19 protein-coding genes are annotated in these 24,550 nt (G+C 65.6%); 6 read left to right on the plus strand and 13 right to left on the minus strand.

Going from position 1 to position 24,550, the window contains the following annotated elements; all coding sequences use genetic code 11:
• The first annotated feature begins 83 nt into the window (after nt 1-83).
• Together AAEQ75_RS05945 and AAEQ75_RS05950 are read left to right on the plus strand one after the other, a co-directional pair.
• Nucleotides 84-665: a TetR/AcrR family transcriptional regulator gene (locus AAEQ75_RS05945; RefSeq protein ID WP_343351133.1), complete on the plus strand. Its 582-nt coding sequence runs from the start codon at nt 84-86 to the stop codon at nt 663-665.
• On the plus strand, nt 662-1,540 hold the full coding sequence (locus tag AAEQ75_RS05950) for an alpha/beta hydrolase family protein (protein ID WP_343351134.1): 879 nt from the start codon (nt 662-664) through the stop codon (nt 1,538-1,540). The genes AAEQ75_RS05945 and AAEQ75_RS05950 overlap by 4 nt, the downstream gene beginning before the upstream one ends.
• Before the next feature lie 95 nt (nt 1,541-1,635).
• On the opposite strand, the gene AAEQ75_RS05955 is transcribed toward AAEQ75_RS05950, so the two are convergent.
• From AAEQ75_RS05955 to AAEQ75_RS05980, 6 genes are all read right to left on the minus strand, one after another.
• The gene (locus tag AAEQ75_RS05955) at nt 1,636-3,591 is read right to left on the minus strand and encodes a PhoX family protein (RefSeq protein WP_256835768.1); all 1,956 of its coding nucleotides are present in this window, start codon (nt 3,589-3,591) and stop codon (nt 1,636-1,638) included.
• A 160-nt stretch (nt 3,592-3,751) separates the two neighbouring features.
• The gene (locus tag AAEQ75_RS05960) at nt 3,752-4,540 is read right to left on the minus strand and encodes an energy transducer TonB (protein WP_343351135.1); all 789 of its coding nucleotides are present in this window, start codon (nt 4,538-4,540) and stop codon (nt 3,752-3,754) included.
• Entirely contained in the window at nt 4,537-4,986 is a 450-nt protein-coding gene (tolR, locus tag AAEQ75_RS05965; RefSeq protein ID WP_012019904.1) for a protein TolR, read from the minus strand. The genes AAEQ75_RS05960 and tolR overlap by 4 nt, the downstream gene beginning before the upstream one ends.
• Nucleotides 4,987-4,996: 10 nt before the next feature.
• Complete coding sequence (gene tolQ / locus AAEQ75_RS05970; protein WP_343351136.1) at nt 4,997-5,707, minus strand: protein TolQ; 711 nt, start codon at nt 5,705-5,707, stop codon at nt 4,997-4,999.
• Nucleotides 5,708-5,847: 140 nt separating this feature from the next.
• A complete protein-coding gene (locus AAEQ75_RS05975) occupies nt 5,848-7,803 on the minus strand; it encodes a phytase (RefSeq protein ID WP_343351137.1) in 1,956 nt (651 codons plus the stop codon).
• A 61-nt stretch (nt 7,804-7,864) separates the two neighbouring features.
• Entirely contained in the window at nt 7,865-10,375 is a 2,511-nt protein-coding gene (locus tag AAEQ75_RS05980; protein WP_343351138.1) for a TonB-dependent receptor, read from the minus strand.
• 363 nt (nt 10,376-10,738) lie between these two features.
• On the opposite strand from AAEQ75_RS05980, the gene AAEQ75_RS05985 reads away from it, so the two are divergent.
• The 3 genes from AAEQ75_RS05985 (at nt 10,739) to AAEQ75_RS05995 (ending at nt 13,806) form a co-directional block, all read left to right on the plus strand.
• Nucleotides 10,739-11,656 carry a GGDEF domain-containing protein gene (locus AAEQ75_RS05985; RefSeq protein WP_343351139.1) on the plus strand — a complete coding sequence of 306 codons (918 nt, stop codon included), beginning with the start codon at nt 10,739-10,741 and terminating at the stop codon, nt 11,654-11,656.
• A 10-nt stretch (nt 11,657-11,666) separates the two neighbouring features.
• The gene (locus AAEQ75_RS05990; protein WP_072424989.1) at nt 11,667-12,698 is read left to right on the plus strand and encodes an AraC family transcriptional regulator; all 1,032 of its coding nucleotides are present in this window, start codon (nt 11,667-11,669) and stop codon (nt 12,696-12,698) included.
• Nucleotides 12,699-13,146: 448 nt separating this feature from the next.
• Nucleotides 13,147-13,806 carry an endonuclease gene (locus AAEQ75_RS05995; RefSeq protein WP_343351140.1) on the plus strand — a complete coding sequence of 220 codons (660 nt, stop codon included), beginning with the start codon at nt 13,147-13,149 and terminating at the stop codon, nt 13,804-13,806.
• Between the two features lie 84 nt (nt 13,807-13,890).
• Here AAEQ75_RS05995 and hutC read toward each other — a convergent pair whose 3' ends face one another.
• The 5 genes from hutC to hutI all read right to left on the minus strand — a co-directional run bounded on the left by hutC (nt 13,891) and on the right by hutI (nt 20,303).
• Nucleotides 13,891-14,601 (minus strand): histidine utilization repressor, encoded by a 711-nt coding sequence (gene hutC / locus AAEQ75_RS06000; protein WP_343351141.1) that lies wholly within the window; start codon nt 14,599-14,601, stop codon nt 13,891-13,893.
• 216 nt (nt 14,602-14,817) lie between these two features.
• On the minus strand, nt 14,818-16,353 hold the full coding sequence (hutH, locus tag AAEQ75_RS06005) for a histidine ammonia-lyase (RefSeq protein WP_343351142.1): 1,536 nt from the start codon (nt 16,351-16,353) through the stop codon (nt 14,818-14,820).
• 116 nt (nt 16,354-16,469) lie between these two features.
• A complete protein-coding gene (hutU, locus tag AAEQ75_RS06010) occupies nt 16,470-18,134 on the minus strand; it encodes a urocanate hydratase (RefSeq protein ID WP_343351143.1) in 1,665 nt (554 codons plus the stop codon).
• 26 nt (nt 18,135-18,160) lie between these two features.
• Nucleotides 18,161-19,096: a formimidoylglutamase gene (gene hutG, locus AAEQ75_RS06015; protein WP_343351144.1), complete on the minus strand. Its 936-nt coding sequence runs from the start codon at nt 19,094-19,096 to the stop codon at nt 18,161-18,163.
• Nucleotides 19,086-20,303 carry an imidazolonepropionase gene (gene hutI / locus AAEQ75_RS06020; RefSeq protein WP_343351145.1) on the minus strand — a complete coding sequence of 406 codons (1,218 nt, stop codon included), beginning with the start codon at nt 20,301-20,303 and terminating at the stop codon, nt 19,086-19,088. The genes hutG and hutI overlap by 11 nt, the downstream gene beginning before the upstream one ends.
• Nucleotides 20,304-20,529: 226 nt before the next feature.
• On the opposite strand from hutI, the gene AAEQ75_RS06025 reads away from it, so the two are divergent.
• Nucleotides 20,530-21,123, plus strand: a complete 594-nt coding sequence (locus tag AAEQ75_RS06025; protein ID WP_343351146.1) for a HutD/Ves family protein — start codon at nt 20,530-20,532, stop codon at nt 21,121-21,123.
• Between the two features lie 49 nt (nt 21,124-21,172).
• Here the strand turns inward: AAEQ75_RS06025 and AAEQ75_RS06030 are convergent, their stop codons facing one another.
• Together AAEQ75_RS06030 and AAEQ75_RS06035 are read right to left on the minus strand one after the other, a co-directional pair.
• Nucleotides 21,173-22,951: an acyl-CoA dehydrogenase C-terminal domain-containing protein gene (locus AAEQ75_RS06030; RefSeq protein WP_343351147.1), complete on the minus strand. Its 1,779-nt coding sequence runs from the start codon at nt 22,949-22,951 to the stop codon at nt 21,173-21,175.
• 174 nt (nt 22,952-23,125) lie between these two features.
• Nucleotides 23,126-24,415: a GGDEF domain-containing protein gene (locus AAEQ75_RS06035; protein ID WP_430523458.1), complete on the minus strand. Its 1,290-nt coding sequence runs from the start codon at nt 24,413-24,415 to the stop codon at nt 23,126-23,128.
• Nucleotides 24,416-24,550 lie beyond the last annotated feature (135 nt).

A 24,550-nucleotide genomic window follows, 5' to 3' on the forward strand; every position in this document is an offset into this window, starting at 1 on the left:
GGCGTTTCACACTGCCGATATGCCTTGATACGTGGCCTGAATGACACTGGCGACTAGACCGACCGGTCTACATAATCCAGGCCATGACCAAGACCACTCGCGACAACCTGATCGACACCATGATCGATGCCCTGCAGCGCAAAGGCCTGCATGGCGTCGGTCTGAACGAACTGTTGGCCGCCGCTGAGGCGCCCAAGGGCAGCCTTTACCACCACTTCCCCGGTGGAAAGACCGAGCTCGCCGTGGCGGCCATCGAACGCGTCGGTCAGCGCGCCGAGCAGGCGTTCACCGCACTCTTCGCACATCAGCCCGACCCGCTCGATGCACTGAGCACCTGGCTGCAGAGTGCGCTTGGCCAGTTGCAGGACAGCGCATTCGAACGCGGTTGTCCGCTGGCTGCAGTCGCCCTGGAAAGCGGGCCGGAAGATCACCAGATTCGCGCAGCCCTGGCCAACGCCTTCGTGGTCATTCGACTGGCGCTGCAGCAGCAGTTGCAACGCCATGGTTATCCACAGCCGCAAGGCCTGGCTGCCCTGTTCGTCGCGCTCTACGAAGGTGGCCTGCTGCAGGCGCGCGTCGCCGGCAGCAGCGAGCCGCTGAAACAGGCCGTGACCACCCTGCTCCACTTCATCCGCCAGCATCGCACGGAGCCCCTGTCGCCATGACCACGCCCATTCGCCGCGAAACCCAGCCCCTGCTGGCCCTCGATGATTATCCGTTGGCCGCCACGCGCTATCACGCCGAACAGCCGCGGGCGCAGTTGCTGATTGCCGGCGCGACCGGCGTGCCGCAAGGCTTCTACCGGCGCTTCGCCGAGCATGCCGCCAGCCGCGGCTTCAATACCCTGACCCTGGACTACCGTGGCATCGGCCAATCCAGACCGGACAGCCTGCGTGGCTTCCAGATGGAGTATCTGGACTGGGCGCACCTCGATCTGGCCGCGGCAGTGGATCAGCACCGGCACGCCGAGCGTCCGCTGTTCATGATCGGTCATTCCTTCGGCGGCCACGCCTTCGGCCTGCTGCCCAACCATGATCAGGTCGCCGGCTTCTACACCTTCGGCACGGGCGCCGGCTGGCATGGCTGGATGCCGAAAAGCGAACAATTGCGCGTGCTGGCCATGTGGCGCGTGATAGGCCCGCTGATCACGCGCTCCAAGGGCTACCTGGCGTGGAGCAAACTGGGCATGGGCGAGGATCTGCCGCTGGGCGTCTACCGTCAGTGGAAGCGCTGGTGCCGCTTCCCCCGCTACTTCTTCGACGACCCGCAGATGCCGGGGCTGGCCGAGCGTTTCGCGCAGGTGAGCACGCCCATCGTGGCGCTCAACACGCTGGACGATCTGTGGGCACCGCCCGCCTCACGCGATGCCTTCATGGCCGCCTACGTCAACGCGCCCTATCAGGCACGCACGGTCGATTCGCAGGCCGAGGGCCTGGGCGCCATCGGTCATATGGGTTATTTCCGCCCTGCGGCGCAGCGGCTGTGGGACGAGACGCTGGACTGGTTCGAGCGGCTGCACGCCGAGCGCCGCGCGGCCTGACCTCTTAGGGTGCGCTGCGCGCACCAGCCAAGGCGGGCACAGGCATCGGTGCGCGCGGCGCACCCTACGGAGAGGCTGCGTCGCTGCAGCAGCGATCAGCTGCCGATCACTCCGCCGTCGAGGCGGGTCACCAGCACGGTGGTCGAGCGCGGGCGGCTGCGGCCATCGCTGGCCGGGTAGCTGAGGCTCGGGTGCTGGATATTGGCCCACATCGCCTTGCCGTCCGGGCTCCAGGCCAGGCCGGTGATCTCGCAGCCGCGCGGGCCGACCATGAAGCGGCGCACCTCGCGGGTAGCGGGGTCGGCGCAGAGCATCATGTTGCAACCCATGCCCTGCATCGGCGCCTCTTCGTCGTCGTAGTCGGTCTGGATCCACAGCCGCCCGGCGGCGTCGAAGGCCAGACCGTCCGGCGAGGAGAAGATGTCACCGTTGACGGTGCCGGTGAGGTTGGCCGGCATCGGCTCACCGCCAGCAGTCCGCGCGCCCCTGGCCTCGCCGGCCAGGAGGAACAGCTCCCAGGTGAAGGCGGTGGCGGTCGGGTCGCTACCCTGCTCATTGAAACGCAGGATCTGCCCGTGCAGGTTGTGCGGACGCGGGTTGGCGGCGTCCGTGGGCTGCTTGTCGCCACGGCCGTCGTTGTTGGTCAGGGCGACATAGACCTCGCGGGTGCCGGGGTGCACCGTCGCCCACTCGGGGCGATCCATCGGCGTGGCGCCGGCGCGGTCGGCGGCGGCGCGGGCGTTGAGCAGCACCTCGGCCTGACTGGCAAAACCGTGCTCGGCGCTCAGGCCGTTCTGCCCGTGAACCAGGGCCAGCCACTGGCCGCTGCCGTCGGCATCGAAACGCGCGGCATACAGCGTGCCTTCGTCCAGCAGATCGCGGTTGGCCCGTGGATTGGCGGCGTCGAAGCGCCCACTCGGGACGAACTTGTAGACGTACTCGCCGCGGGCGTCGTCGCCAGAATAGAAGGCCATGCGCCCGTCCTCGCCGAGCGCCAGCGCCGCGCACTCGCGGCTGAAGCGGCCGAAGGCGGTGCGCTTGATCGGCTGCGCACTGGGGTCGAAGGGGTCGATCTCCACCACCCAGCCGAAACGGTGCGGCTCGTTGACGTGCCCGCCGTGGGGCTGGTCGGCATAGGGCGTGGCGTCGAAGCGCGCGTCGGCGGTTTCCCAGGCGTAGTTCTTGCTGGTGCCCTCGGTGGCCAGGCCGTAGCGCTTGTGCGACACACGGCGCTCATAATCCTGTTGGTCGCGATTGATGAAGTAGTTGTGCCAGTTCTCCTCGCAGGTGAGGAAGGTGCCCCAGGGCGTAACGCCGGTGGCGCAGTTGTTCAGGGTGCCGAGCACCGTCAGGCCCTCGGGATCGCTGGCGGTCTTCATCATCTCCAGCCCGGCCAGCGGCCCGGCCAGGCGCATTGGCGTGAGCATGCTGATGCGTCGGTTGTAGGGCGAATCCATGACTCTGTGCCATTGGCCGTCCGAGCCTTTTCTCACCTCGATCACCGAAACGCCATGGGCGGCCTGCTCCTTGCGCACCTCGTCCAGCGGGCGCGGTCGGCTCTGGTCGATCACCCCGGACGGATGCAACGGCGGGTTGACGTACTCGTGGTTCATCACCAGCAGGCCACGATCCTCTTCGCCCTCGAAGGCGAAAAAATTCATGCCGTCATGGTTGTCGCCCGCCTGTTTGAGCTGGGCCTGCCAGTCGTCGCTGGCGTCCGGACGCCAGTCCGTCGCGCCAGGCTCCACCGCATCACCCCAGGAGAAGAACGGCACGGCGCGGTAGCCCGGTGGCACCAGTACCTGGTCGAACTGGGGATCGAACTGCAGCGGCACGCTGGTGAAGTTCAGCAACGGGCTGGCCGACGCCTTGCTACAGGCGGCCAGGCCGCCACCAAAGAAACCCAGGGCGGCCAGGCCCAAGCCGCCCTTGAGCAGGTTGCGCCGGGTGGGGTCGATCAGCGTCGCCAGCGACGGGTTGGCGCTGGGGTTGATCGACTGGTCGTCGTGGGCTTCGAGGCGTTGGTGAAAGTCCTGCGGATCGTGCTTCATCGAGCTTCTCTATGCTGGCTGGTGTTCCCGGATTGCAGCCGGGTCGGGGATACGCGGTTAAATGCCCCCTCTCCCTAACCCTCTCCCCAGAGGTGCGAGGGGACTGATGGTGCGCACGGCGGCCGGCTGCGTATGGGCCAGGTTCCGTTGCGCTGCGTGGTCATTCGATGCGGTAGGTGAAGGTGTTCCTTACGCTCTCCACCGCCACGGCGCGGCCATCGATCACCCTTGGCTGGTAGCGAAAGCTCTTCGCCGCGCTCAGCGAGGGGCGGACGAACAGTGGGTGGCAGTCGGATTCGGCCTCGGGGTTTTCCACCCGGCCCTGCTCGTTGACCCGGTAACGCACCGTGCACTGTCCTTCGAGCCCCTTGTCGAGGGCGCGCTGCGGATAGGCCGGGGCCTGCTTGGCAATCGGCAGGAACTCGCGGCTGGCGGCGGCCGCAGCCTCGGCCTGGCGCGCGCGTTCGGCTGCCGCAGCCGCCTGCTGACGCTCGACCTGTTCGCGCTGCTCGGCCAGGCGCTGCTGCTCGAGCTGCTCGCGGGCCTCGGCCTCGCGGCGCTGGCGCTCCTGCTCACGCCGCTGCGCCTCGCGCTGGCGTTGCTGCTCCTGTTCAAGGCGCTGCTGCTCGGCGCGTTTGCGCGCCAGGGCGGCCTGTTCCAGACGCTGGCGTTCGATGGCCGGATCGGGTTGCGCCGGCTGCGTCGGCTCGGGAATCACGGCAGGCGGCTCCGGCGGTACCGGCGGGTCCAGGGTCAGCAGTTGCAGCTGCACCGTGCTGACCTGCGGCGCGAGAGGCTCGCCGATCTGCCAATGGGCGAGCAGCAGTGCGCCCAACCCCAGGTGCAGGGCCAGGGTGGCCGCCAGCGCGCCGCAACGACGGCGCCAGTGCACGGACGGCACGAACGGGCGTCGTATGTCGTGCTCGGCGGGCAGGGTCAGGCTGCTCATTGCGGCGCCTCGGTGATCAGTCCCAGGCTGCTCACCCCGCCCTGCTGCAGGGCGGCGATACCGGCCACCACACTGGCGTAGTCGGCGGCCTGGTCGGCGCGGATGTACACCTGGGTGTCGCCCTGCTCGGCGACCAGTTGCGCCACTCGCGCACTCATCACCGCCAGGTCCACGGCCTGCTCGCTGGCCGCGCCCAGTTCGGTGTCCAGCTCGCTGCCGAGGTTCCAGTAGTAGCTGCCGTCGGCCTGCACCGACAGGGTGAGGATGCGCTGCTGGTTATCGCTGGGCAGCGCCTCAGCGGCCACCTTGGGCAGCTCGATATGCACCCCCTGGGTGAGCATGGGCGCGGTGACCATGAAGATCACCAGCAGCACCAGCATCACGTCGATGTAGGGCACCACGTTCATTTCGGCCTTGGGGCCGTGCTTGCTCTGTGGCCTGCGCATGGCGTTCCCCTCAGGCCGCTGCGGCGATGCGGCCGCTACCGGCGTGCAGCTTGCGCTGCAGACGACCCTGCAACTCGTTGCCGAAACCGTAGTAACGCGCGCCGAGGCTGGCCACGCGCGCGGAGAAGCGGTTGTAGGCGATCACCGCGGGAATCGCCGCGAACAGGCCGATGGCGGTGGCGATCAACGCCTCGGCAATGCCCGGGGCGACGGTGGAGAGCGTCGCCTGCTGCACCTGGGACAGGCCGATAAAGGAATTCATGATGCCCCAGACCGTGCCGAACAGGCCGACGTAGGGGCTCACCGAACCGACGGTGGCGAGCAGCGGCAGGCCCTTTTCCAGACGCTCTTCCTGTTCGGCGATGGCCACCAGCAGGCTGCGCTCGACGCTCTCGACCACCGCCTCGCTGGCAATGCCCGGCTCGCGCTGCAGGTGTTGGTACTCGCGGTAACCGGCCTGGAACAGCTGCTGCAGGCCGGCATCCTGATCCGCCTCGGCGCCGCACTCGCGCTGCAACTGGGCCATGTCGGCGGTGCTGCGAAAGCGCTGCAGAAAGCCCCGCGCCTCACGCTCGCTGCGGCGCAGCACGGCGCTGCGCTGAACGATCAGGTACCAGCTGGCCAGCGACGCCAGCACCAGGCTGAGCATCACCGCCTGCACCAGCAGGCTGGCCTCGCTGACCAGACTCCAGACGGTCATCTGTTCGAGTGAACTGTGCATCTTCGACTCCTTGCTTGCTGCGCCCGCCATGGGTGGCGGGCGCCATCTCTATTGCGGTTACCGGCGAAATTGCCCCGCTGCCGTGGGAGGGGCTTTAGCCGCGAGATTTTCGCCCCTCGACTACCGCCCCTCATGCGTCGCTATTCCAGGCCCAGGGCCTCGGCCACTGCGCTCCAGGGCAGGTACTTGTAGTTCTGCCGGCCTTCGGGCATGCGCTTGCGGCCGTCCTGCACCACCAGCATCCCCTGACTCCAGGGGCCGCCGAGGTTGGCCGAGGTGACTTCCAGGCCGTCGGTCTCCGACACGCCGTCGATGCCGAGCGCGGCGTCCAGGCCGATGCGGAAGGCACCGCGCACGGCGTACGGCGCCTGGCCGTCGAGCACCACGTAGCTGTCGTTGCCCTGGCTGGAGATCACCAGGTAGTCGCGCTGCTCGCCCTGGTAGAAGGCCAGGCCCTCGATATCGTCGTGTACCACCTCGCCGGCGGCGATCACCTGCTGCAACTCGGCCGGCGCCTCGGCGCGGGCATCCAGGGTCCACACCGCAACGTCCTCCTCGCCGACGAACAGGCGCTGGTTGCGGTCGTCGGCGACGCAGCCTTCCGGCTGGCTGGCGACCTTGAACTGGCGCGCCAACGTGGCCTGCACACGGCCGCTGCTGCCGTCGAGGCGGTACTGCACGAAGGTGCCGTCCTTGTCGTTGGCAATGGCGTGGATGGCGCCATCGGGCTCCTGGAACAGGCACAGGCCGTAGATATCGGTCAGCGCGGTCGGCGCCTGGCCTAGGTCGCTGAGCTCGCCGCTGGCGCGGTCGATGGCGAAGAAGTGCAGGCTGTTATGATCGCGATTGCTGGCCACGGCCAGATCGACGCGCTGCCCGCCAAGCTCGAAGCCGGCGCGCAGATCGACATTGTTCATACGACCGACGCGCAGGTCCTGCAGCTGCCTGCCCTGCAGGTCGTAAACCAGCAGGCCGCCCTGTTTGTCGGTGCCCAGCACGCGACTGCGGCTCGGCTCCTGCGGATGCAGCCAGATCGCCGGGTCGTCCGCCGCGTCGCCCAGGCTCGGCACCTCGTCGGTCTGTACCAGCGGCGTCAGCACCGGCAGCAGCCTGACCAGCGCCGGCGCGGCCGGTGCCCAGTCGAGCTGGACGCGGTGCAGGCCGTTATCGCCGCCGATCAGCAGCTCCAGGCCACCCTCGACCGGCCGCGCGCCGAGGCGCTCCGGCTCGTCCAGCCCTGTCAGCGGCAGCGGCGTCTCGGCGCGCCAGCCTTTACCTTGGCGGGCGTAACGGTGCAGCACACCTGACTCCGGGTCGAGCGCGAGCACCCCGCCCGGCACCACCGCCATGCCGGCCATGGCCTCGGCGATATCGCCGAACGGCTGACGCAGACCAACCGGCTGGCGGATCAGGTCATCCTCGGCGCCAGCGGCATAGGCCCACAGGCCGACGTTCTCCTCGTTGATGTAGAGCAGCTCGGCGTCATCATCCACGCGGCAATGCTCGCTGGCCGGTGGCAGACTGAGGCGCCGCACCAGGCGCGGCTCGGCCAGCGGCTGCAGGGCCTGAGCCACCAGCCACTGTTCGCCAATGCCCTCTTCACCGACCAGGAACAGGAACTGGTTGTCGGCCGCGTCGCGCGACAGGCACAGGCCGTCCACCTTGAAGCTGGCACGCGGCAGATACACCGGCTCGCCCCAGCGCCGGTCGGCGCCGCGCAGGGCCACCAGCATGGGTTGCTGGCGATCGATGTCGACGCTGGCCAGCAGCAGGCCCTCGGCATCGCTGCGCTGGTCCAGGGCGCCGAAACGCCCGGGCAGATGGGCCAGCTTGGCGCCCTGCTCGTCCAGCAGGTAGAGGCCCTGCTTCTCGCTGCTGAGCAGGTAGCGTGCGCCTGGCCAGAAGGCGGCCTGGTCCAGCAGGTACAGGTCTTCCACGGCGATCCGCTCGGCCGGCTGCCAGGGCTGCACCGTCAGCGCCGTCGGGGTCGCGGCGGCCGCCCGCACGTCTGAGGTCCGCGCGTCGCAGCCGCCGAGGGCGAGCAGTCCGGCAAGCAGGGCGACGGCCAGGGGCGCGGGAGAAAATACAGCGTTCATCAAAAGGCGATCCTTGTTCGGGTCGCCCTGCGCTGCCCGGCGGGGCGCGCAGGGCAGTGCATTAGAAGTGGGTGAAGGTCAGGCCGAGCTTGTAGGTCGGGCCGTATTCCTCGTACTGGGCGTTGTAGCGACGGTTGCCGGTGTAGAGGTAATAGGACTCGTCGGTGAGGTTCTGCGCCTCGAATTTGAGCTGCAGGTTGTCGCTGAGGAAGTACCCGGCGCTGAAGTCGACGAACAGCTGCGAATCGGCGTAGAGGTCGTGAGCCTTGTCGTCCATCGCTGCCACTTCGGCCAGGTACCTGGATTTGTAGTTGGCCGCCAGGCGCAGGCTGAGCTTGTCGTTCTCCCAGCCCAGAGTCAGGTTGCCGACCTGGTCGGACTGGTTCGGCAGATCGATGCTGCGCTTGCTGCCCTGACCTTCGATGCGCGCATCGGAGCGGCTGAAGGTGGCGTTGGCGCCGAGTAGCAGGCCGTTCCAAGGTGCCGGCAGCCAGTCGAATTTCTGCGAGTAGGCCAGCTCGATGCCGTACAGCTTGGCGCTGGCGCCATTGGCGAAGGTGTTGGCCTCGCTGAAATCGGCCCAGGCGCCGCTGCCGGCCAGGTCCGTGGCATAAACGAAGTTGTCGATGTCCTTGTAGAAGGCGAAGGCCGAGACCACCCCCGCGCGGCCTAGGTAGCGCTCGATGCCGAGGTCGAAGTTGCTCGACTCCAGCGGCTTGAGATCGGGGTTGCCGAAGCTGGCCTCATCACCATCGATGACGAAGCCGGGTGCCAGCTGGCCGAAGGTCGGACGCACCACCGAGTTGGTCCAGGCGGCGCGGATCTGCGTGTTGGCATCGAGCTGGTAACGTGCGTGCAGGCCCGGCAGCCAGTGGTCGTAGCGCTTGCGGCTGCTGATCGACTCATAGGCGTCGTCGCGCAGACCGGTGCCCTTGGCCTCGAACTCGGTGCCCTCGTAGCGCATCCCGGCGATAAAGCGCCAGTCGTCGATGTCGACGCTGTTCATCAGGTAGGCGGCGTTGATGTCCTCGCGCATCTTGAAATCGTTGATGCGCGACTCCTCCTCGTCGTAGAAGTCAGCCTTGTTCAGCCCGGCGAGCAGGCGCTCGATGGCCTTGGCGCTGATGCCCGGGCCGAAGCGGCCGAGACCGTAGTCGACCTCACCCTTGACGAACTGGCCGAGGTTAAGCTGCTCGTCCGTCAGGCCGAAGTCGCCCAGGTCTTCGTAGACCCACGCCTCCAGGTCGTTGTCCTTCTTGCGCCGGCTGAGCTTGCCACCGAACTTAGCCTGTGCTGCATAGCCGCTCAGCTCGTAGTCGCGGGCCAGGTCGAGCTTGATGTTCTTTTCGGTGTCGGTGGTCTTCTGTTTCTCCCACTGCACCTCGTCGAGGGTGAAGTTGGCCGGGTCGTAGAAGGCCGAGCCGATGGTCAGCTTCGGCTTGCGCGTGCCGCCGAAGCCGACATCGGCAAAGTCGTCGTTGCCCTCGAAGGTGGCGCCGGCGATGCCTTCCGGGGTCTTCTCGCTGGCCTTGCTGTAGCCGACCTGGCCACTGACCGTCCACAGGCCCAGGCTGCGCTCGCCGCCAAACACGTAGGACTGGATCTGCTGGGTTTCTTCGCGGCTCTTGAGCTCACGCCAGCCTTCGGCCTCGCCGCTCTCACCGGGCAACTGCGCGTCGGCGAACTCGACGCCGGCGGCGTTGCGCGTTTCCGTGTCCTTGTAGCGGCTGTAGAGCGTGCGCAGGTAGTAGCTGGAAGCGTCGTCCGGCTTGTAGTCGAAGTTCAGACCGAAGCCGGTGCGCTCGCGGCGGATGTCGTAGGCGCGCTGCTCCAGCTCTTCGAGCCGGGCACCGTCGCTGAAATCCCAGGCGCCGCCGGTTTCCACGTTGTCCGAAGCGAAATCGCGTTTTTGCCAACTCAGCGCCGCAGCCACACCGAAGTTGTCGATACCGTCCCCGAGGCTGAAGCGCTCGCTGATCGCACCGGAGAATTTCGGACTGGTCTGACTACTGTTGTCGTCGTAACTGGCCTCGCCGCTGAGGGTGTAGAACAGACCGTCGTGGTCGAAGGCCGAGAGGCTCTCGACCTGCACGGTGCCGCCGAGGGAGTTGGCGTCCATGTCCGGGGTCAGGGTCTTGACCACCGACAGCGATTGCACCAGCTCGGACGGCAGCACGTCGAGGGCCACGGCACGGCGGTCACTCTCCGGCGACGGCACCAGGGTCCCGTTGATGGTCACGGCGTTGAGATCCGGGCCGATACCGCGCACGCTGACAAAGCGGCCTTCGCCCTGGTCACGCTCCACCGACAGGCCGGGAATGCGCTGCAGCGCCTCGGCGGCGTTGTCATCCGGCAATTGGCCGATGCCATCGGCGTGCACCACGCTGGTGACGCTGTCGGAGCGGCGCTGATCCTGCAGCGCCTTGTCTATGCTCACCGCCTGGCCGACCACCTCGATGTGCTCGAGAAGCACCGGCTCCTCGGCCAGGACGACGGTACTGGCGGCGATGGCCAGCGCCAGGGTGCTGATACGAAAGCCCGCATGGCGGGTGCTGCTGTGACCTAGGCGCATGGCCTGCTCTCCCCAAGAGTGAAATCCACCGGCACGGGGCCGGCTCGCTGGAGGCGCAAGCTAGGTGGGGCGAATGACGCTTCTGTGACAGCCCTGCAGCGCATCCGGCGAAAACCGGGTTTTGTCGGCAATATCCGCAGCAGATGAGCCAAAATGACCTGACGCAGCACAGCTCAGAGCCCGATGGGCGCCTGCAACGAGCCCGGCGCTACAGGTGCGCGCCCCCAGAGTCGGTGCGCGCAGCGCATCCTGAGCAAAATAATCGTGCAACTGCCCTGAGCCAAATCGACCTCCCCCGCTGCAACCAAAGTGTCATGAGCCTCTGTTCTGCTGGCCGTCATTGAAGCCTGCGGAGCCCGCCCGATGCCGCCCCTGTTGAAACTGCATGCCTGGAAACTCGCCGGCCTGTTACTGCTGGCCAACCTCGGCCTGCTCGCTCATCTGATCGCCGGCCATATCAAACCCACCAATGAATGGAACTGGACCGATATCCTCGGCGAAGGAGGCTCGGCGCTGCTGGTGCTGCTGTGGATCGGCCTGCTGCTGAAAAGCCGCCCGGCCGGGCGGGTGACCAACCTGCTGTTCTGCGGCCTGGCCTGCCTGTTCTTCTCGCTGTGGATGGATTCGGTGGACGAGTTCGTCCAACTGCCGGCCAGCGTCCACTGGGACAAGTGGCTGGAGTCCGGACCGATGCCGGTAGGCTTCATCCTCATGACCCTAGGCATCTACCACTGGCACCGCGAGCAGTTGGCGATCAGCGCGCAGATGGAAAAGCGCGAGCGGCTGTTCCGCGAACACCGCCTGTTCGACAAACTCACCCCACTGGGGGGCGCCGATTACCTGCGTCTGCAGGTGCAGCAGGCGCTGCAGCAGAGCCACGAACAGGGCCAGCCCCTGGCGTTGGTGACTCTCGATCTGGATGGTTTCGACCGCCTCAATCGCGAGCATGGTCATGCCGAGGGTGACCTGGTCTTGCAGAACCTGACCCAGCTGTTGCTGCTCAACCTGCGTCGTCAGGATCTGCTCTGCCGTCTGGCCGGCGATCGCTTCGTCGCGCTGCTGCCAGGCACCGGCGCGCAGCAGGCGCAACAGATCGCCGGCGAGCTGCAGGATGCGGTACGCCACCTGGCCTACCGCAGCAGCCGCAACGGCGAACGCCTGTATCTGTCAGCCGGCGTGGCCAGCGTGCTGGCCCAGGACGAGGATGGTGACAGCCTGCTCAGGCGCCTCAACCTGGCCCTGGCGCGCGTCAAGCAGACGCCCGCAGCCAAGCGCGCCTGAGGAAGACGCCATGGCCGTCAAGGGCAGTTGGTACGAACGCGACAGCCGCTTCATCGCCGCCCACCATCAACCAGCGCTGTTGCTCGACCTGGCCCTGGCGCGCGAACTGGACAGCCATCGCCTGCTGCGCGGTAGCGGCCTGTTTCACGAAGACATTCTCAGCGGCCAGGCGCGCATCAGCCCGCAGCAGTTCCTGCAACTGATCGACAACGCGCGACGCCTGCTGGATGCCGACGACAGCAGCTTTCTGTTCGGCCAGCGCCTGCTGCCGGGCCACTACGGTGCCGCCAGCCAGGCCCTGCAGCAGGCCGCCGACCTGCAACAGTCGCTGGAACTGCTGGTGCGTCTACGCGCCCTGCTCAGCCCGCTTTTGGCGCCACGCCTGCTACTCGACGAACAGCGCGTCTACATCGTCTGGCTGGATGCCTGCGGCTGCGGCGAGCAGCGACGATTCCTGCTCGAGGCGAGCATGACCGCGCTGGCCTCGAGCAGCCGCTGGCTGGCTGGCGAACGCCTGCCCTGGCAGTTCGAGTTCGCCCATGAGCAGCCACGCTATATCGAACAGTACTGGGTACACCTTGGCGAGGACGTGGCGTTCGCGCGCCAGGTGGACATGATGAGCCTGCCACGCGAATACCTGACCCGTCCCTGGCCCGGCGCCTCGCTCACTGCCGGGCAGGTGGCCGAACAACAGAGCCTGGCGCAACTGGAGGCGCTGGGATTTTCCGCCAGCCTGCTGGATCGCCTTTACGACCACCTGCACGAGCAGATTCGCGAGACACCGAATCTGGACAAGGTGGCGCACGCTTTCGCCATGAGCCCCGCCACCCTCAAGCGCAAGCTGGGCAAACACGACAGCCACTTTCAGGAACAGCTCGACCTGGTGCGCAAGCACGTGGCGCTGTACCTGTACCGGGTAAAGGGCTACAGCAACGACGAAGTGGCCGCCTACCTGCAGTTCCACGACAGCACCAACTTCCGTCGCTCGTTCAAGCGTTGGACGGGCCTGTCGCCCAGTGCGCTAAGGCAGTTGCTGGGTTGAGATCGCGCCGATCAGCGTAAAAGTCCGGCACGCGCGGCGCGCACTAGGTGGGTAATGCGAGGGAGGATTGAATGAATGTGGGCGAGCGCCCAAAAAAGAAAACCCCGCGATTGCGGGGCCTTGCAGACTGTTGTCCTGACATCCTTGATCTGCTAACCATCCTGGCGGCTGTCCAGCGTGTCCCTGTTCGTCTAGGCGCTTCCTGCGCTGAATCCATGTGCAGCAGAGTACGCCCGTACCTGATCGACCAACAGTGGCGAAAATCGTGACATCGTGTAAGCCATGGCTTACACGAATTCTCCCTCTGTCAGCCGCCTGACTTTGCTCGGGCCATTCCAGATTGGGAGAAAGCATTTGGCCATGTTTTCTGTGACGTACGTCTTGCTAGACTGCATCTTGTCCTACAAAAACAACAGACTCCGACAACGGCGGTCACTGGGGCTAGAGTATGCGCGCAGTCACCTTGCTTCTTGGTTGCCTGGCAACCTGCATCAGCAGCTTCTCCCTGGCCAATGGCCAGACCCAACTGGGCGACGTCAAACAGGCCATCGCTCAGGCGTTCTGGCAGGATCTTTACGGTAATGGCGGCACCACGCTCTATTGCGGCCAGACCTTCGCTCGTGAAAGCGGCACCCTCACTGCCAGCCCGATCTACAGCAGCAAGCAGCTCAAGAGCGCGATGCGCTGCGTCACCGACCGCCAATGCACCATCATGAACCCGCGCTATCCGTACATCGTCGCCGACCTGCACAACTACTACCCGGCGCTGAGCCGCGTGGAGCTGGCACGACGCAATGCCCAGTTCGCCGAACTGGCCGATGACGTACCGAGCAAGTTCGCCGATATCGGCTGCGATCTTAAAACCAGCTTCCAACTGGTGGAGCCGCGCGACGAAGCCAAGGGCAATATCGCCCGCGCGATCTTCTACATGCACATCGAATACGGTTTGCCCATCGTCGGCCTGGTGCCAATGTACAAGGCCTGGCACCGCATGGACCCGCCGGATGCCGAGGAGAAGGCGCGCAACGACAAGATCGAGGTACTGCAGGGCACGCGCAATCGCTTTATCGACGATCCTTCGCTAGTGGATCAGCTGATCAGCGACTGACTTCGATCACTGCAGGAGGGGCTTTAGCCGCGACGAAGCCACTGCAGATCGCCGGCAAGCCGGTTCCTAAGGTTTGTGGACAACCTACGCTCTGCGCTTGTGTAGCGAGCGCAGCTTGTAGCGGTCACCGGGATGGATCAGCCGCGCGTAGCTGATCAGGTGATCGTCCGACCAGGTACGGCGGATCACGCTCAGACAGGGCATGGCCGGGTCGATCTGCAGCAGCTCGGCCGTGCGCGCATCCGCCAGTACCGCCTCCACCACATGCTCGACATCCGAGATCGGGCAACTGGCGACCAGCACTTCGTTGGGCGTGACCTGGGTGAAGTCGCTTTGCAGGTAATGCGGCACCCAGCGCGGATTGACGAAACGATCCTCGAGCTGGATCGGCAGGCCGTCCTGCAGGTGCACGAGGATGCTGTGAAACACCTCGCCGCCCAGGCGCAGCCCCAGGCGCAGGGCCACCTCGTCATCGGCGGCGATGGCTTCGCAACGCACCACTTCGTTGCTGTATTCGTGACCGCGACCGCGCACTTCACTGGCGATATTCATCACCTCATGCAGCGGCGACTCGGCCTTGCGGTCGGTGACGAAAGTGCCCAGCCCGGCCTGACGCACCAGATAACCCTTTTGCACCAGGTTCTGGATGGCCTTGTTGGCGGTCATGCGGCTGACGGAGAAATCCCGCGCCAGTTGCTCCTCGGGCGGAATCTGGTGATTGACCGGAAACACGCCGCCCTGGATACGCTCCAGCAGGAAGGCCTCGATGGCTTTGTAGCGCGGGGTGGTGGTCACGAAAGCTCCTTGGCAAGACCGGGTGCGCGGATGATAGCGCCCACCGCTACGACTGGCAGTAGCGCCGTTGCCGAAACGCCGGAGCGCCAGCGCGTAGGGCGGGCTCAGGAGCGAAGCGAACAGCCCGCCGGGCCATGCCGAGCTCGGCACCACAACCTACGGATAGCACCCCAATGGCGTACTGCTTCGCGAGTACGCCCTACATTTCTGCGCGGCTCAGCCTACCGACGGCAGCATGCCGGCTGGCAGCAGCGGCGTCAGCACGCGCTCGGCGAGCAGCGCATCGGCGGCGGCGATGTCCGGGGCGAAGAAGCGGTCCTCGACGTAGTACGGTACCTTGGCGCGCAGCGCCTGGCGCGCCTGTTCCAGCGCCGGCGTGCTCTTCAGCCCCTCGCGGAAGTCCAGGCCCTGGCAGGCGCCCAGCCATTCCACGGCCAGCACGCCGCGGGTGTTGGCAGCCATGTCCCACAGGCGCTTGCCAGCGGCCGGCGCCATGGATACGTGGTCTTCCTGGTTGGCCGACGTCGGCAGGCTGTCGACGCTGTGCGGATGGGCCAACGCCTTGTTCTCGCTGGCCAACGCAGCAGCAGTGACCTGGGCGATCATGAAGCCGGAGTTCACCCCGCCATTGGCCACCAGGAACGGCGGCAGTTGCGACATGTGCTTGTCCATCATCAGCGAGATACGCCGCTCGGACAGCGAACCGATCTCGGCGATGGCCAGGGCGATATTGTCGGCGGCCATGGCCACCGGCTCGGCGTGGAAGTTGCCACCGGAAATCACCTCGCCTTCAGCGGCGAACACCAGCGGGTTGTCGGAGACCGCGTTGGCCTCAACGCCGAGCACTTCGGCGGCCTGACGCAGCTGGGTCAGGCAGGCGCCCATGACCTGCGGCTGGCAGCGCAGCGAATACGGATCTTGCACCTTGTCGCAGGCGGCGTGGGAGCGGCCGATCTCGCTGCTGTCGCCGAGCAGGTGACGGAAAGCAGCCGCCGCGTCAATCTGCCCGCGCTGGCCGCGTGCGGCATGGATGCGCGCATCGAAGGGCGAGCGCGAACCGAGCAGCGCCTCGACACTCAGCGCACCGCAGACGCTGGCGGCGGCGTAAAGGTCTTCACCTTCGAACAGCCCGCGCAGCGCGTAGGCGGTGGACACCTGGGTGCCGTTGAGCAGCGCCAGACCTTCCTTGGCAGCCAGGGTCATCGGCTCCAGGCCGGCGATGGCCAGCGCCTCGCTGGCCGGCAGCCATTGGCCCTTATGGCGCGCCTGGCTTTCGCCGAGCAGCACGAGCGACATATGCGCCAACGGCGCCAGGTCACCGGAGGCGCCGACCGAGCCTTTCAGCGGGATATGCGGGTAGACCTCGGCGTTGACCAGGGCGATCAGCGCCTCGATCACCTGGCGGCGAATGCCGGAAAAGCCGCGTGCCAGGCTGTTGATCTTCAGCAGCATGATCAGCCGTACCATGGCATCGCTCAGCGGCTCGCCGATGCCGGCGGCATGGGACAGCACCAGCGAACGCTGCAGCTTTTCCAGATCGTCGTTGGCGATGCGGGTCGAGGCCAGCAGGCCGAAACCGGTGTTGATGCCGTAGGCAGTGCGGCCCTCGGCGATGATCTGATTGACGCAGGCAACACTGGCGTCAATGGCCTGATGGGTGCTGGCGTCCAGGGTCAGGTGCACGGGCGCCTGGTAGGCGGCGCGCAGGTCGGCCAGGGTTAGTTGGCCGGGTTTCAGGTTCAGGGTGGTCATGTTCTGTTCTTCCACGGTTGAGTTCGCGCCTGGCGAATCAGAGCCGAATAATGGCTGAAGTCGCGATACGTGCAGTGATTGATGCGCCGGCCCAGCGGGCCGGCGTCGAACGTGTCTTAACCGATCATCGGCAGATTCAGGCCCTGCTCCTTGGCGCAATCGATGGCGATCTGGTAACCGGCGTCGGCATGACGCATCACGCCAGTGCCCGGGTCGTTGGTCAGTACGCGGGCAATGCGCGCGGCGGCTTCATCGGTGCCATCACAGACGATGACCATACCCGAATGCTGGGAGAAACCCATGCCCACGCCACCACCGTGGTGCAGCGACACCCAGGTCGCACCGCTGGCGGTGTTGAGCAGGGCGTTGAGCAGCGGCCAGTCGGACACTGCATCGGAGCCGTCCTGCATCGCTTCGGTCTCGCGGTTGGGGCTGGACACCGAGCCGCTGTCCAGGTGGTCGCGGCCGATGACGATGGGCGCACTCAGCTCACCCGAACGCACCATCTCATTGAAGGCCAGGCCGAGCTTGGCACGCAGACCCAGGCCGACCCAGCAGATACGCGCCGGCAGGCCCTGGAAGGCGATGCGCTCGCGGGCCATATCCAGCCAGCGGTGCAGGTGGGCATCGTCCGGGATCAGTTCCTTGACCTTCGCGTCGGTCTTGTAGATGTCCTCGGGGTTGCCGGACAGCGCCGCCCAGCGGAACGGGCCGATGCCGCGGCAGAACAGCGGGCGGATATAGGCCGGGACGAAGCCGGGGAAGTCGAAGGCATTGCTCACGCCCTCTTCCTTGGCCATCTGGCGGATGTTGTTGCCGTAGTCGAAGGTCGGCACGCCCATCTTCTGGAAGTCGAGCATGGCCTGTACATGCACAGCCATGGACTGCTTGGCAGCCTTGACCACGCCAGCCGGGTCGGTGGCTGCACGGTCCTTGTACTCGGCCCAGCTCCAGCCGATCGGCAGGTAGCCATTGAGCGGGTCGTGGGCGCTGGTCTGGTCGGTGACCATATCCGGGCGCACGCCACGGCGCACCAACTCCGGCAGGATCTCGGCAGCGTTGCCCAGCAGGGCGACGGAGATAGCCTTGCCTTCGGCGCAGCACTTGGCGATGCGCGCCAGGGCGTCGTCCAGATCAGTGGCCTGCTCGTCGACGTAGCGGCTGCGCAGGCGGAAATCGATGCTGGTCTGCTGGCATTCGATGTTCAGCGAGCAAGCGCCAGCCAGGGTAGCGGCCAGCGGCTGGGCGCCGCCCATGCCACCCAGGCCTGCGGTCAGCACCCAACGGCCCTTGAGGTTGCCGGCGTAGTGCTGGCGACCGGCTTCGACGAAGGTCTCGTAGGTGCCCTGAACGATGCCCTGGCTGCCGATGTAGATCCAGCTGCCGGCGGTCATCTGGCCGTACATGGCCAGGCCCTCGGCGTCGAGCTCGTTGAAATGCTCCCAGCTCGCCCAGTGCGGCACCAGGTTGGAGTTGGCGATCAGCACGCGCGGCGCGTTGCTGTGAGTCTTGAACACGCCGACCGGCTTGCCGGACTGCACCAGCAGGGTCTCGTCGTCATTCAGGTTGGTCAGGCTCTCGACGATCTTGTCATAGCACTCCCAGTTGCGCGCGGCGCGGCCGATGCCGCCGTACACCACCAGCTCCTTGGGGTTCTCGGCCACGTCCGGGTCGAGGTTGTTCATCAGCATGCGCAGCGGCGCTTCGGTCAGCCAGCTCTTGGCGGTGAGCGTGGTGCCGCGTGGGGCGCGGATTTCGGTATCGCGGTACTTGGTGGTCACAGCGGTTTCCTCTTGTTGTTCGGCGCTCAGAGGCTGAGCAGATGAATCAGGCGCGCCGCCACCTTGGCGGTGCGGTTGTCGATGTCGTATTCGGGGTTGAGCTCGGCCAGGTCGGCCAGGCGCAGCTTGCCGCTGGCCTTGAGCCGTTCGAGCAGCGGCTCCAGCAGCTCCAGGCGCACGCCACGGGCGGCTGGCGCGCTGACGCCCGGTGCTTCGCAGGCCGGCAGCACGTCGATGTCGATGGTCAGGTAGAGCGCGTCGCACTCGGCGGCAAAGACGTCCAGCTCGGCGCCGATGGCATCGAGGGTCGACTCGCGTATTTCATGATCCTCACGCACCAGCACGTTCAGCTCGGTGGCGCGGGCAAACAGCGCACGGGTGTTGCTGGCGCGGCTGACGCCAAGGCAGGCGTAGCGGAACGGCCAGCCGCGCGCGGCGCACTGCTCGGCGATCTGCGCGAAGGGCGTGCCGGAGGAATGCACATAGGCCGGGTCGCGCAGGTCGAAATGGGCGTCGAAATTGACGATGCCGATCTTGGGAGCGGGGTTGCCGGACAGGTGCTCGGCCAGGCCCGACCAACTGCCGAAGGCCACTTCATGCCCACCACCTATCACCAGCGGCAGATGGCCGGCGTCCAGCAGCGCGCAAACGTTTTGGCCAAGACGCGCCTGGGCAGCTTCCAGGTCGCCATCCTCGCAGGTCACGTCACCGGCGTCATAGGCCGGCGCCTGGCGATGCCAGGCCAGGTTGGCCAGCGCTTTGCGCACGCATTGCGGCGCAGCGGCGGCGCCGACACGGCCATGGTTGCGGCGCACACCTTCGTCGCAGGCGAAACCTAGCAGGGCCAGACCCGGCTGGCTGTTTTCTGCCAGCGCCTGGATACGTTGGTGCCAGCGTGCGCTGTCGGTTTCCGGGTCGGTACGGCCGCTCCAGGCGGCCATGCTGTGACGATCAGCGAGCATAGGTAATGGCTCCATTGAACACGCGCTGGCGCAGACGCCCGGCCTGCACCGCGTAGGCCAGTTCGGCCGGTTGCTGGATATCCCACAGGCACAGATCCGCTGGCCCGCCGACAGCAATGCGGCCGAGATCTGGCAGGCCGAGGGCTCGGGCGCCGTGGGTGGTCATGCCGGCCAGGGCTTCGCGCGGGGTGAGGCGAAACAGAGTGCAGGCCAGGTTGGCCATCAGCGTTGGCATGCAGATCGGCGAGGTGCCGGGGTTGGCATCGCTGGCCACGGCCATCGGTACGCCGTAATGGCGCAGCAGTTCGATGGGCGGCAGCTGGGTTTCACGCAGCACATGGAAGGCGCCGGGCAGCAGCACGGCGACCGTGCCGGCCTCGGCCATGGCGCGCACGCCGGCTTCGTCCAGGTATTCGATATGGTCGGCGGACAGCGCGCCGTAGCGTGCGGCCAGGGCACTGCCGCCCAGATTGGAGAGCTGCTCGGCATGGGCCTTGATGGCCAGGCCATGGTGCTGCGCGGCCTGGAAAACCCGCTCGCACTGGGCCGGAGAGAAGGCGATGCCTTCACAGAACACGTCCACTGCATCGGCCAGGCCTTCGGCGACAGCGGCCGGGATCATTTCGTCGCAGACCAGGCTGACGTAGTCGTCAGCGCGGCCAGCGTATTCCGGTGGCAGGGCATGGGCACCGAGCAGGGTGGTGAGCACCCGCACCGGGCGCAGTTCGCCGATGCGACGGGCCACGCGCAGCATCTTCAGTTCGTCGGCAACGGTCAGGCCGTAGCCGGACTTGATCTCCAGCGTTGTCACGCCATCGGCCAGCAGCGCGTCGAGACGCGGCAGGCTGGCGGCGATCAGATCGTCTTCGCTGGCCGCACGGGTGGCGCGCACGCTGCTGATGATTCCGCCGCCGTTGCGGGCGATGGTTTCGTAGCTCACCCCTTCCAGGCGCTGCTCGAATTCACCGGCACGATCACCGGCGTGCACCAGATGGGTGTGGCAATCGACCAGCCCCGGAGTCATCACGCCGCCGCGCCCTGCTTCGACTGCACCTTGAGCCAGCGCCTCGTCGAAGGCGCTCGACGGCCATAGGCCGGCAATGCAACCGTCCTCGACCAGCACGTTCATCGCCTCGTCCAACTGCGCCAGGCCATCGAAGACCTGCACATCGCGCCAGAGCTGTTTCGAGGTGGAATGCATCCGCATGGGATTCTCCCGGCTTATTTTGTATATACAATATGGACTGATTCAATTGCCGTCAAGCCATGACCATCCGTACGATCCAATGATAAAGCCACTTAGCGAGACGCCAGCTGTCTATGTAAATAGCCTATGAGCCAGCTAGAAGCTTTTATTCAGAGACACCAATACTTGCTCCGTGATCGAAGCCACTCGGCGCATCACTCATTATGTATATACATTTGGAGAGCCCATGCCTTTCACCCTGCTCGATCCCACAATGGCCCTCGCCATGCCCTGGAAGAACGGCGGCGGTACGACGCTGCAACTGGCCATCTCGCCTGCGGGCGCGGGCCTGGAGGATTTCGCCTGGCGCATCAGCAGTGCTCTAGTGGCGGTGGATGGAGCCTTTTCCAGCTTCCCGGACATCGACCGCAGCCTGGCCGTGCTCGCCGGCAAGGGCTTGTGCTTGCAACGCGAGGATGGCCGGATCGAAACGTTGCACAGCGGTGGTGCCATAGCGGCTTTTCCAGGCGAAGAGGCAATCGACGCGCAATTGCTGGACGGCCCGATCACCGACCTCAATCTGATGACCCGACGAAGCCTCTGGACGCATCAGGTGCAGTTGCTGAAATGGCAGGGAACCCGGAGGCTGGAGAATGATGCGGCGGTACTGCTGCTGTGGAATGCAGCCCAGAGCGCAGTCGAAGTGAAGGCTGGCGACGCGATGCACCCGCTAGCGGCGGGAAACGGCCTGCTGATAGAGAACGAACCCGGCCAGTTGCACCTGCACGCACAACGCCCCGCCCTACTCTACGTGGCCAGGCTGAACCCGTGCGCCCCATGAAATGAAAAGCCCCGGCACACGGGCCGGGGCTCATTTAGATGCAGTGTGATTAGAACTGCGTAGCATCCAGCAGATACAGCGACTCGCTGCCGGCTTTGACCGATGCGCTCAGCGAGTGGATACGCGGCAGCAGGCGAGCGAAGTAGAAGCGTGCGGTGCCCAGCTTGCTGGCGTAGAACTCGTCCTGTTCTTCCTTGCCCAGCGCGGCGCGGGCCATCAGCGCCCACATGTAGGCGTAGGCGGTGTAGCCGAAGGCCTGCAGGTACTCGACCGAAGCGGCGCCGATTTCGTTGGGGTTGCTCTGCGCCCGATCCACGACCCAGGCGGTCAGCTCATCCAGGTTCTGTACGGCAGCCGCCAGCGGCTGGGTAAATTCGGCCAGCGAGGCATCAGCCGAGCCGACGAAGGCTTTGATCTCGTCGGCGAAGTGCTTGTAGTAGCTGCCACCGCTACCGACGATCTTGCGCCCGACCAGATCCAGCGACTGGATACCGTTGGTGCCTTCGTAGATCTGAGTGATGCGGCAGTCGCGCACCAGTTGCTCCTGGCCCCACTCGCGAATGAAGCCGTGGCCGCCGAAGATCTGCTGGCCATGCACGGTGGTTTCCAGCGCCATGTCGGTGAGGAAGGCTTTCGCCACCGGAGTCAGCAGCGCCACCAGCTCATCGGCACGCTTGGAGGTGGCCTTGTCCTCGCTGTACTTGGCGGTGTCGAGCTGCATGGCGACATAGCTGGAGAAGGCACGACCACCCTCGTTCAGCGCCTTCATGGTCAGCAGCATGCGGCGTACGTCCGGGTGCACGATGATCGGGTCGGCCGCCTTGTCCTTGGCCACCGGGCCGGTCGGCGCGCGGCTCTGGATACGCTCGCGGGCGTACTCGATGGCGCTCTGGTAGCTGCGCTCACCGAGGGACAGACCCTGAATGCCGACGCCCAGGCGCTCGTAGTTCATCATGGTGAACATCGCCGCCAGGCCCTTGTTGACCTCGCCGATCAGGTAGCCGGTGGCACCGTCGAAGTTCATCACGCAGGTGGCCGAGGCCTTGATGCCCATCTTGTGCTCGATGGAGCCGCAGCCCAGGGCGTTCTTCTCGCCCAGCGAGCCGTCGGCATTGACCATGACCTTCGGCACCAGGAACAGCGAGATGCCTTTCGGGCCAGCCGGTGCGTCCGGCAGCTTGGCCAGCACCAGGTGGATGATGTTCTCGGTCAGGTCGTGCTCGCCGCCGGTAATGAAGATCTTGGTGCCACTGATCTTGTAACTGCCGTCGGCCTGAGGTTCGGCCTTGGTGCGGATGATGCCCAGGTCGGTACCGGCATGCGGCTCGGTCAGGCACATGGAGCCGGCCCAGACGCCGGCGTACATGTTCGGCAGGTACTGCTGCTTCAGCTCTTCGCTGGCGTGATTGAGGATCGACAGGCAGGCGCCCGAGGTCAGCATCGGGTACAGGCCGAAGGACAGGCTGGCCGAGTTGACCATTTCCTCGACCTGGGCGCCGATCACCTTGGGCATGCCCATGCCGCCGAACTCCGGCGCGCCACCTACACCGACCCAGCCGCCTTCGGCGTAGGTACGGTAGGCCTCGGGGAAGCCTGCCGGAGTCTTCACATTGCCGTTGTCCCAGGAGCAACCCTCCTCGTCGCCGCTGCGGTTCAGCGGGGCGATGCTGCCGGCAGTGACCTTGCCGGCTTCTTCGAGAATGGCGTTGGCGGTGTCTTCATCCACCACTTCGGCCAGGGCCGGCAGCTCGGCCCAGAGCTTGGAGACTTCGAATACTTCATTGAGCACGAAGCGCATGTCGCGCAGGGGGGCTTTGTAATCGGCCATGACACATCCTCGGAAACGGACTTACGTGAGAGAACCGAGTTTACTTGAACAACTCTATAGACACATAGGGTCGTGTTGTGACCAATAATCCACAAAAGGTCAGAAACTACCTAATGTAAAAACTACGCCCTTCATCCACCGCAAAGGCTTTTGCACCGTTCGTCTGTAAACGTCTCAATCTCGGCCCGACGTCAGCCTGACTGCGCCCCGCCGCTGCCCGGCAATGCGAATGCAGTTGCGCCCGGCCGCCTTGGCGCTGTACAGGGCCTTGTCCGCTTCCTTGATCACTTCCTGCGGGTTGCGCTGCTCGCTCTGACGCTCGGCAACGCCCATGCTCACGGTTACCGACACTTCGCTGGCAGCCTTGCCAGCACGGCGCTGCTTGCCCTCACGATCATCACGTGGCCGGCTTTGCTTGTCGCGCAACTGCATGCGGTATTGCTCGATGGCCAGACGCACCGCCTCCATGTACGGTACGCACTGCTCCACGCTCTTGCCGGGGAATAGCAGGGTGAACTCCTCACCACCGTAGCGATAGGCCTTGCCGCCGCCACCGACCTTGCGCAGCTGGCTGGCGACCAGGCGCAACACCTGATCCCCTACGTCATGGCCATGGGTGTCGTTGAATTTCTTGAAGTGGTCGACATCGACCATGGCAATAACGTACTCACGCCCCAGGCGCTGCAGACGCTCGTTGAGCGCACGCCGCCCCGGCAGCCCGGTGAGTTCGTCACGAAAGGCCATCTGGTAGGCCTCGTGCGCTACCGCCGCGACCAGCATGAGCATCACCATGCTGATCATCACCTGCAGCGCATTGGCCAGGATGAACACCTGCGGCAGCATCCACAGCAAACCGCACAGCCCCATCAGTTGCGCCGCGTGCAGCGGCCTTGGCCGACGCAGGTACTGCACCAGCAGAACGATGAAGGCGACCAGGAACGCCACGTAAACCAACTGCGCCAGGCTCATCCAGGCGCCATGCAACGATGGCCAGTGAATCTTAGCCAACCAGTCGGCAATACCCTGCGGATAACGGCGCGCCAAACCAAAGGCCACCGCGCTGACTGCCAGCAAGATCAGGGCGCGGGCGAACATGTCCTGCAGCAGGTGCGAACGCTCCTCCCAGCAGCCGTAGAGGGCATAGAGCAGCGGTAGCAACAGGCAGATCAGATGGAAGACCAGAACCGCATCGTCGCGGATCTGACCATTGTCACGAAAGTGATCGACCTGGGTATCCAGCAGGAAGTAACTGACATACAGCGCCAGCAACAGGAACACTTCACGCTGACGGCCGTAGACCAGGCAGAAGGCGCCACCAAGCAGCAGCAGTAGAGTCGGTAGCACGTTGAACAGGGAGATGAAGAACTCGCTCAGCACCGGCAAGCGCGCAGCCACCAACCCGCCGACCAGCAAGGGCAACGACGAATAGAAGTGACTGAGGCGCAAATTGGCCAGACGGATCACGCTGACATCCTGGGCGAGAGATGGAGGCATTCTGCCTGCTTCGACTCTTGAAAACAGCGACAGGATGCGACATTCCCTTCAGTGTCCGGCGCAAAAACGACAACGCCGCCCCAGGGGGCGGCGTTGTGGTTCAAC

Source organism: Pseudomonas sediminis, from assembly GCF_039555755.1.
Classification (GTDB): domain Bacteria; phylum Pseudomonadota; class Gammaproteobacteria; order Pseudomonadales; family Pseudomonadaceae; genus Aquipseudomonas; species Aquipseudomonas mendocina_D.

What these genes read in the sequence shown, in the direction of transcription:
- AAEQ75_RS05945 (WP_343351133.1), top strand. Translation starts at nt 84, where the DNA reads ATGACCAAGACCACTCGCGACAACCTGATCGACACCATGATCGATGCC.
- tolQ (WP_343351136.1), bottom strand. Translation starts at nt 5,707, where the DNA reads ATGCACAGTTCACTCGAACAGATGACCGTCTGGAGTCTGGTCAGCGAG.
- AAEQ75_RS05995 (WP_343351140.1), top strand. Translation starts at nt 13,147, where the DNA reads ATGCGCGCAGTCACCTTGCTTCTTGGTTGCCTGGCAACCTGCATCAGC.
- AAEQ75_RS05975 (WP_343351137.1), bottom strand. Translation starts at nt 7,803, where the DNA reads ATGAACGCTGTATTTTCTCCCGCGCCCCTGGCCGTCGCCCTGCTTGCC.
- hutG (WP_343351144.1), bottom strand. Translation starts at nt 19,096, where the DNA reads ATGCTCGCTGATCGTCACAGCATGGCCGCCTGGAGCGGCCGTACCGAC.
- AAEQ75_RS05985 (WP_343351139.1), top strand. Translation starts at nt 10,739, where the DNA reads ATGCCGCCCCTGTTGAAACTGCATGCCTGGAAACTCGCCGGCCTGTTA.
- AAEQ75_RS05990 (WP_072424989.1), top strand. Translation starts at nt 11,667, where the DNA reads ATGGCCGTCAAGGGCAGTTGGTACGAACGCGACAGCCGCTTCATCGCC.
- hutI (WP_343351145.1), bottom strand. Translation starts at nt 20,303, where the DNA reads ATGCGGATGCATTCCACCTCGAAACAGCTCTGGCGCGATGTGCAGGTC.
- AAEQ75_RS05960 (WP_343351135.1), bottom strand. Translation starts at nt 4,540, where the DNA reads ATGAGCAGCCTGACCCTGCCCGCCGAGCACGACATACGACGCCCGTTC.
- AAEQ75_RS05950 (WP_343351134.1), top strand. Translation starts at nt 662, where the DNA reads ATGACCACGCCCATTCGCCGCGAAACCCAGCCCCTGCTGGCCCTCGAT.
- AAEQ75_RS06025 (WP_343351146.1), top strand. Translation starts at nt 20,530, where the DNA reads ATGCCTTTCACCCTGCTCGATCCCACAATGGCCCTCGCCATGCCCTGG.
- AAEQ75_RS05955 (WP_256835768.1), bottom strand. Translation starts at nt 3,591, where the DNA reads ATGAAGCACGATCCGCAGGACTTTCACCAACGCCTCGAAGCCCACGAC.
- AAEQ75_RS05980 (WP_343351138.1), bottom strand. Translation starts at nt 10,375, where the DNA reads ATGCGCCTAGGTCACAGCAGCACCCGCCATGCGGGCTTTCGTATCAGC.
- hutH (WP_343351142.1), bottom strand. Translation starts at nt 16,353, where the DNA reads ATGACCACCCTGAACCTGAAACCCGGCCAACTAACCCTGGCCGACCTG.
- AAEQ75_RS06030 (WP_343351147.1), bottom strand. Translation starts at nt 22,951, where the DNA reads ATGGCCGATTACAAAGCCCCCCTGCGCGACATGCGCTTCGTGCTCAAT.
- tolR (WP_012019904.1), bottom strand. Translation starts at nt 4,986, where the DNA reads ATGCGCAGGCCACAGAGCAAGCACGGCCCCAAGGCCGAAATGAACGTG.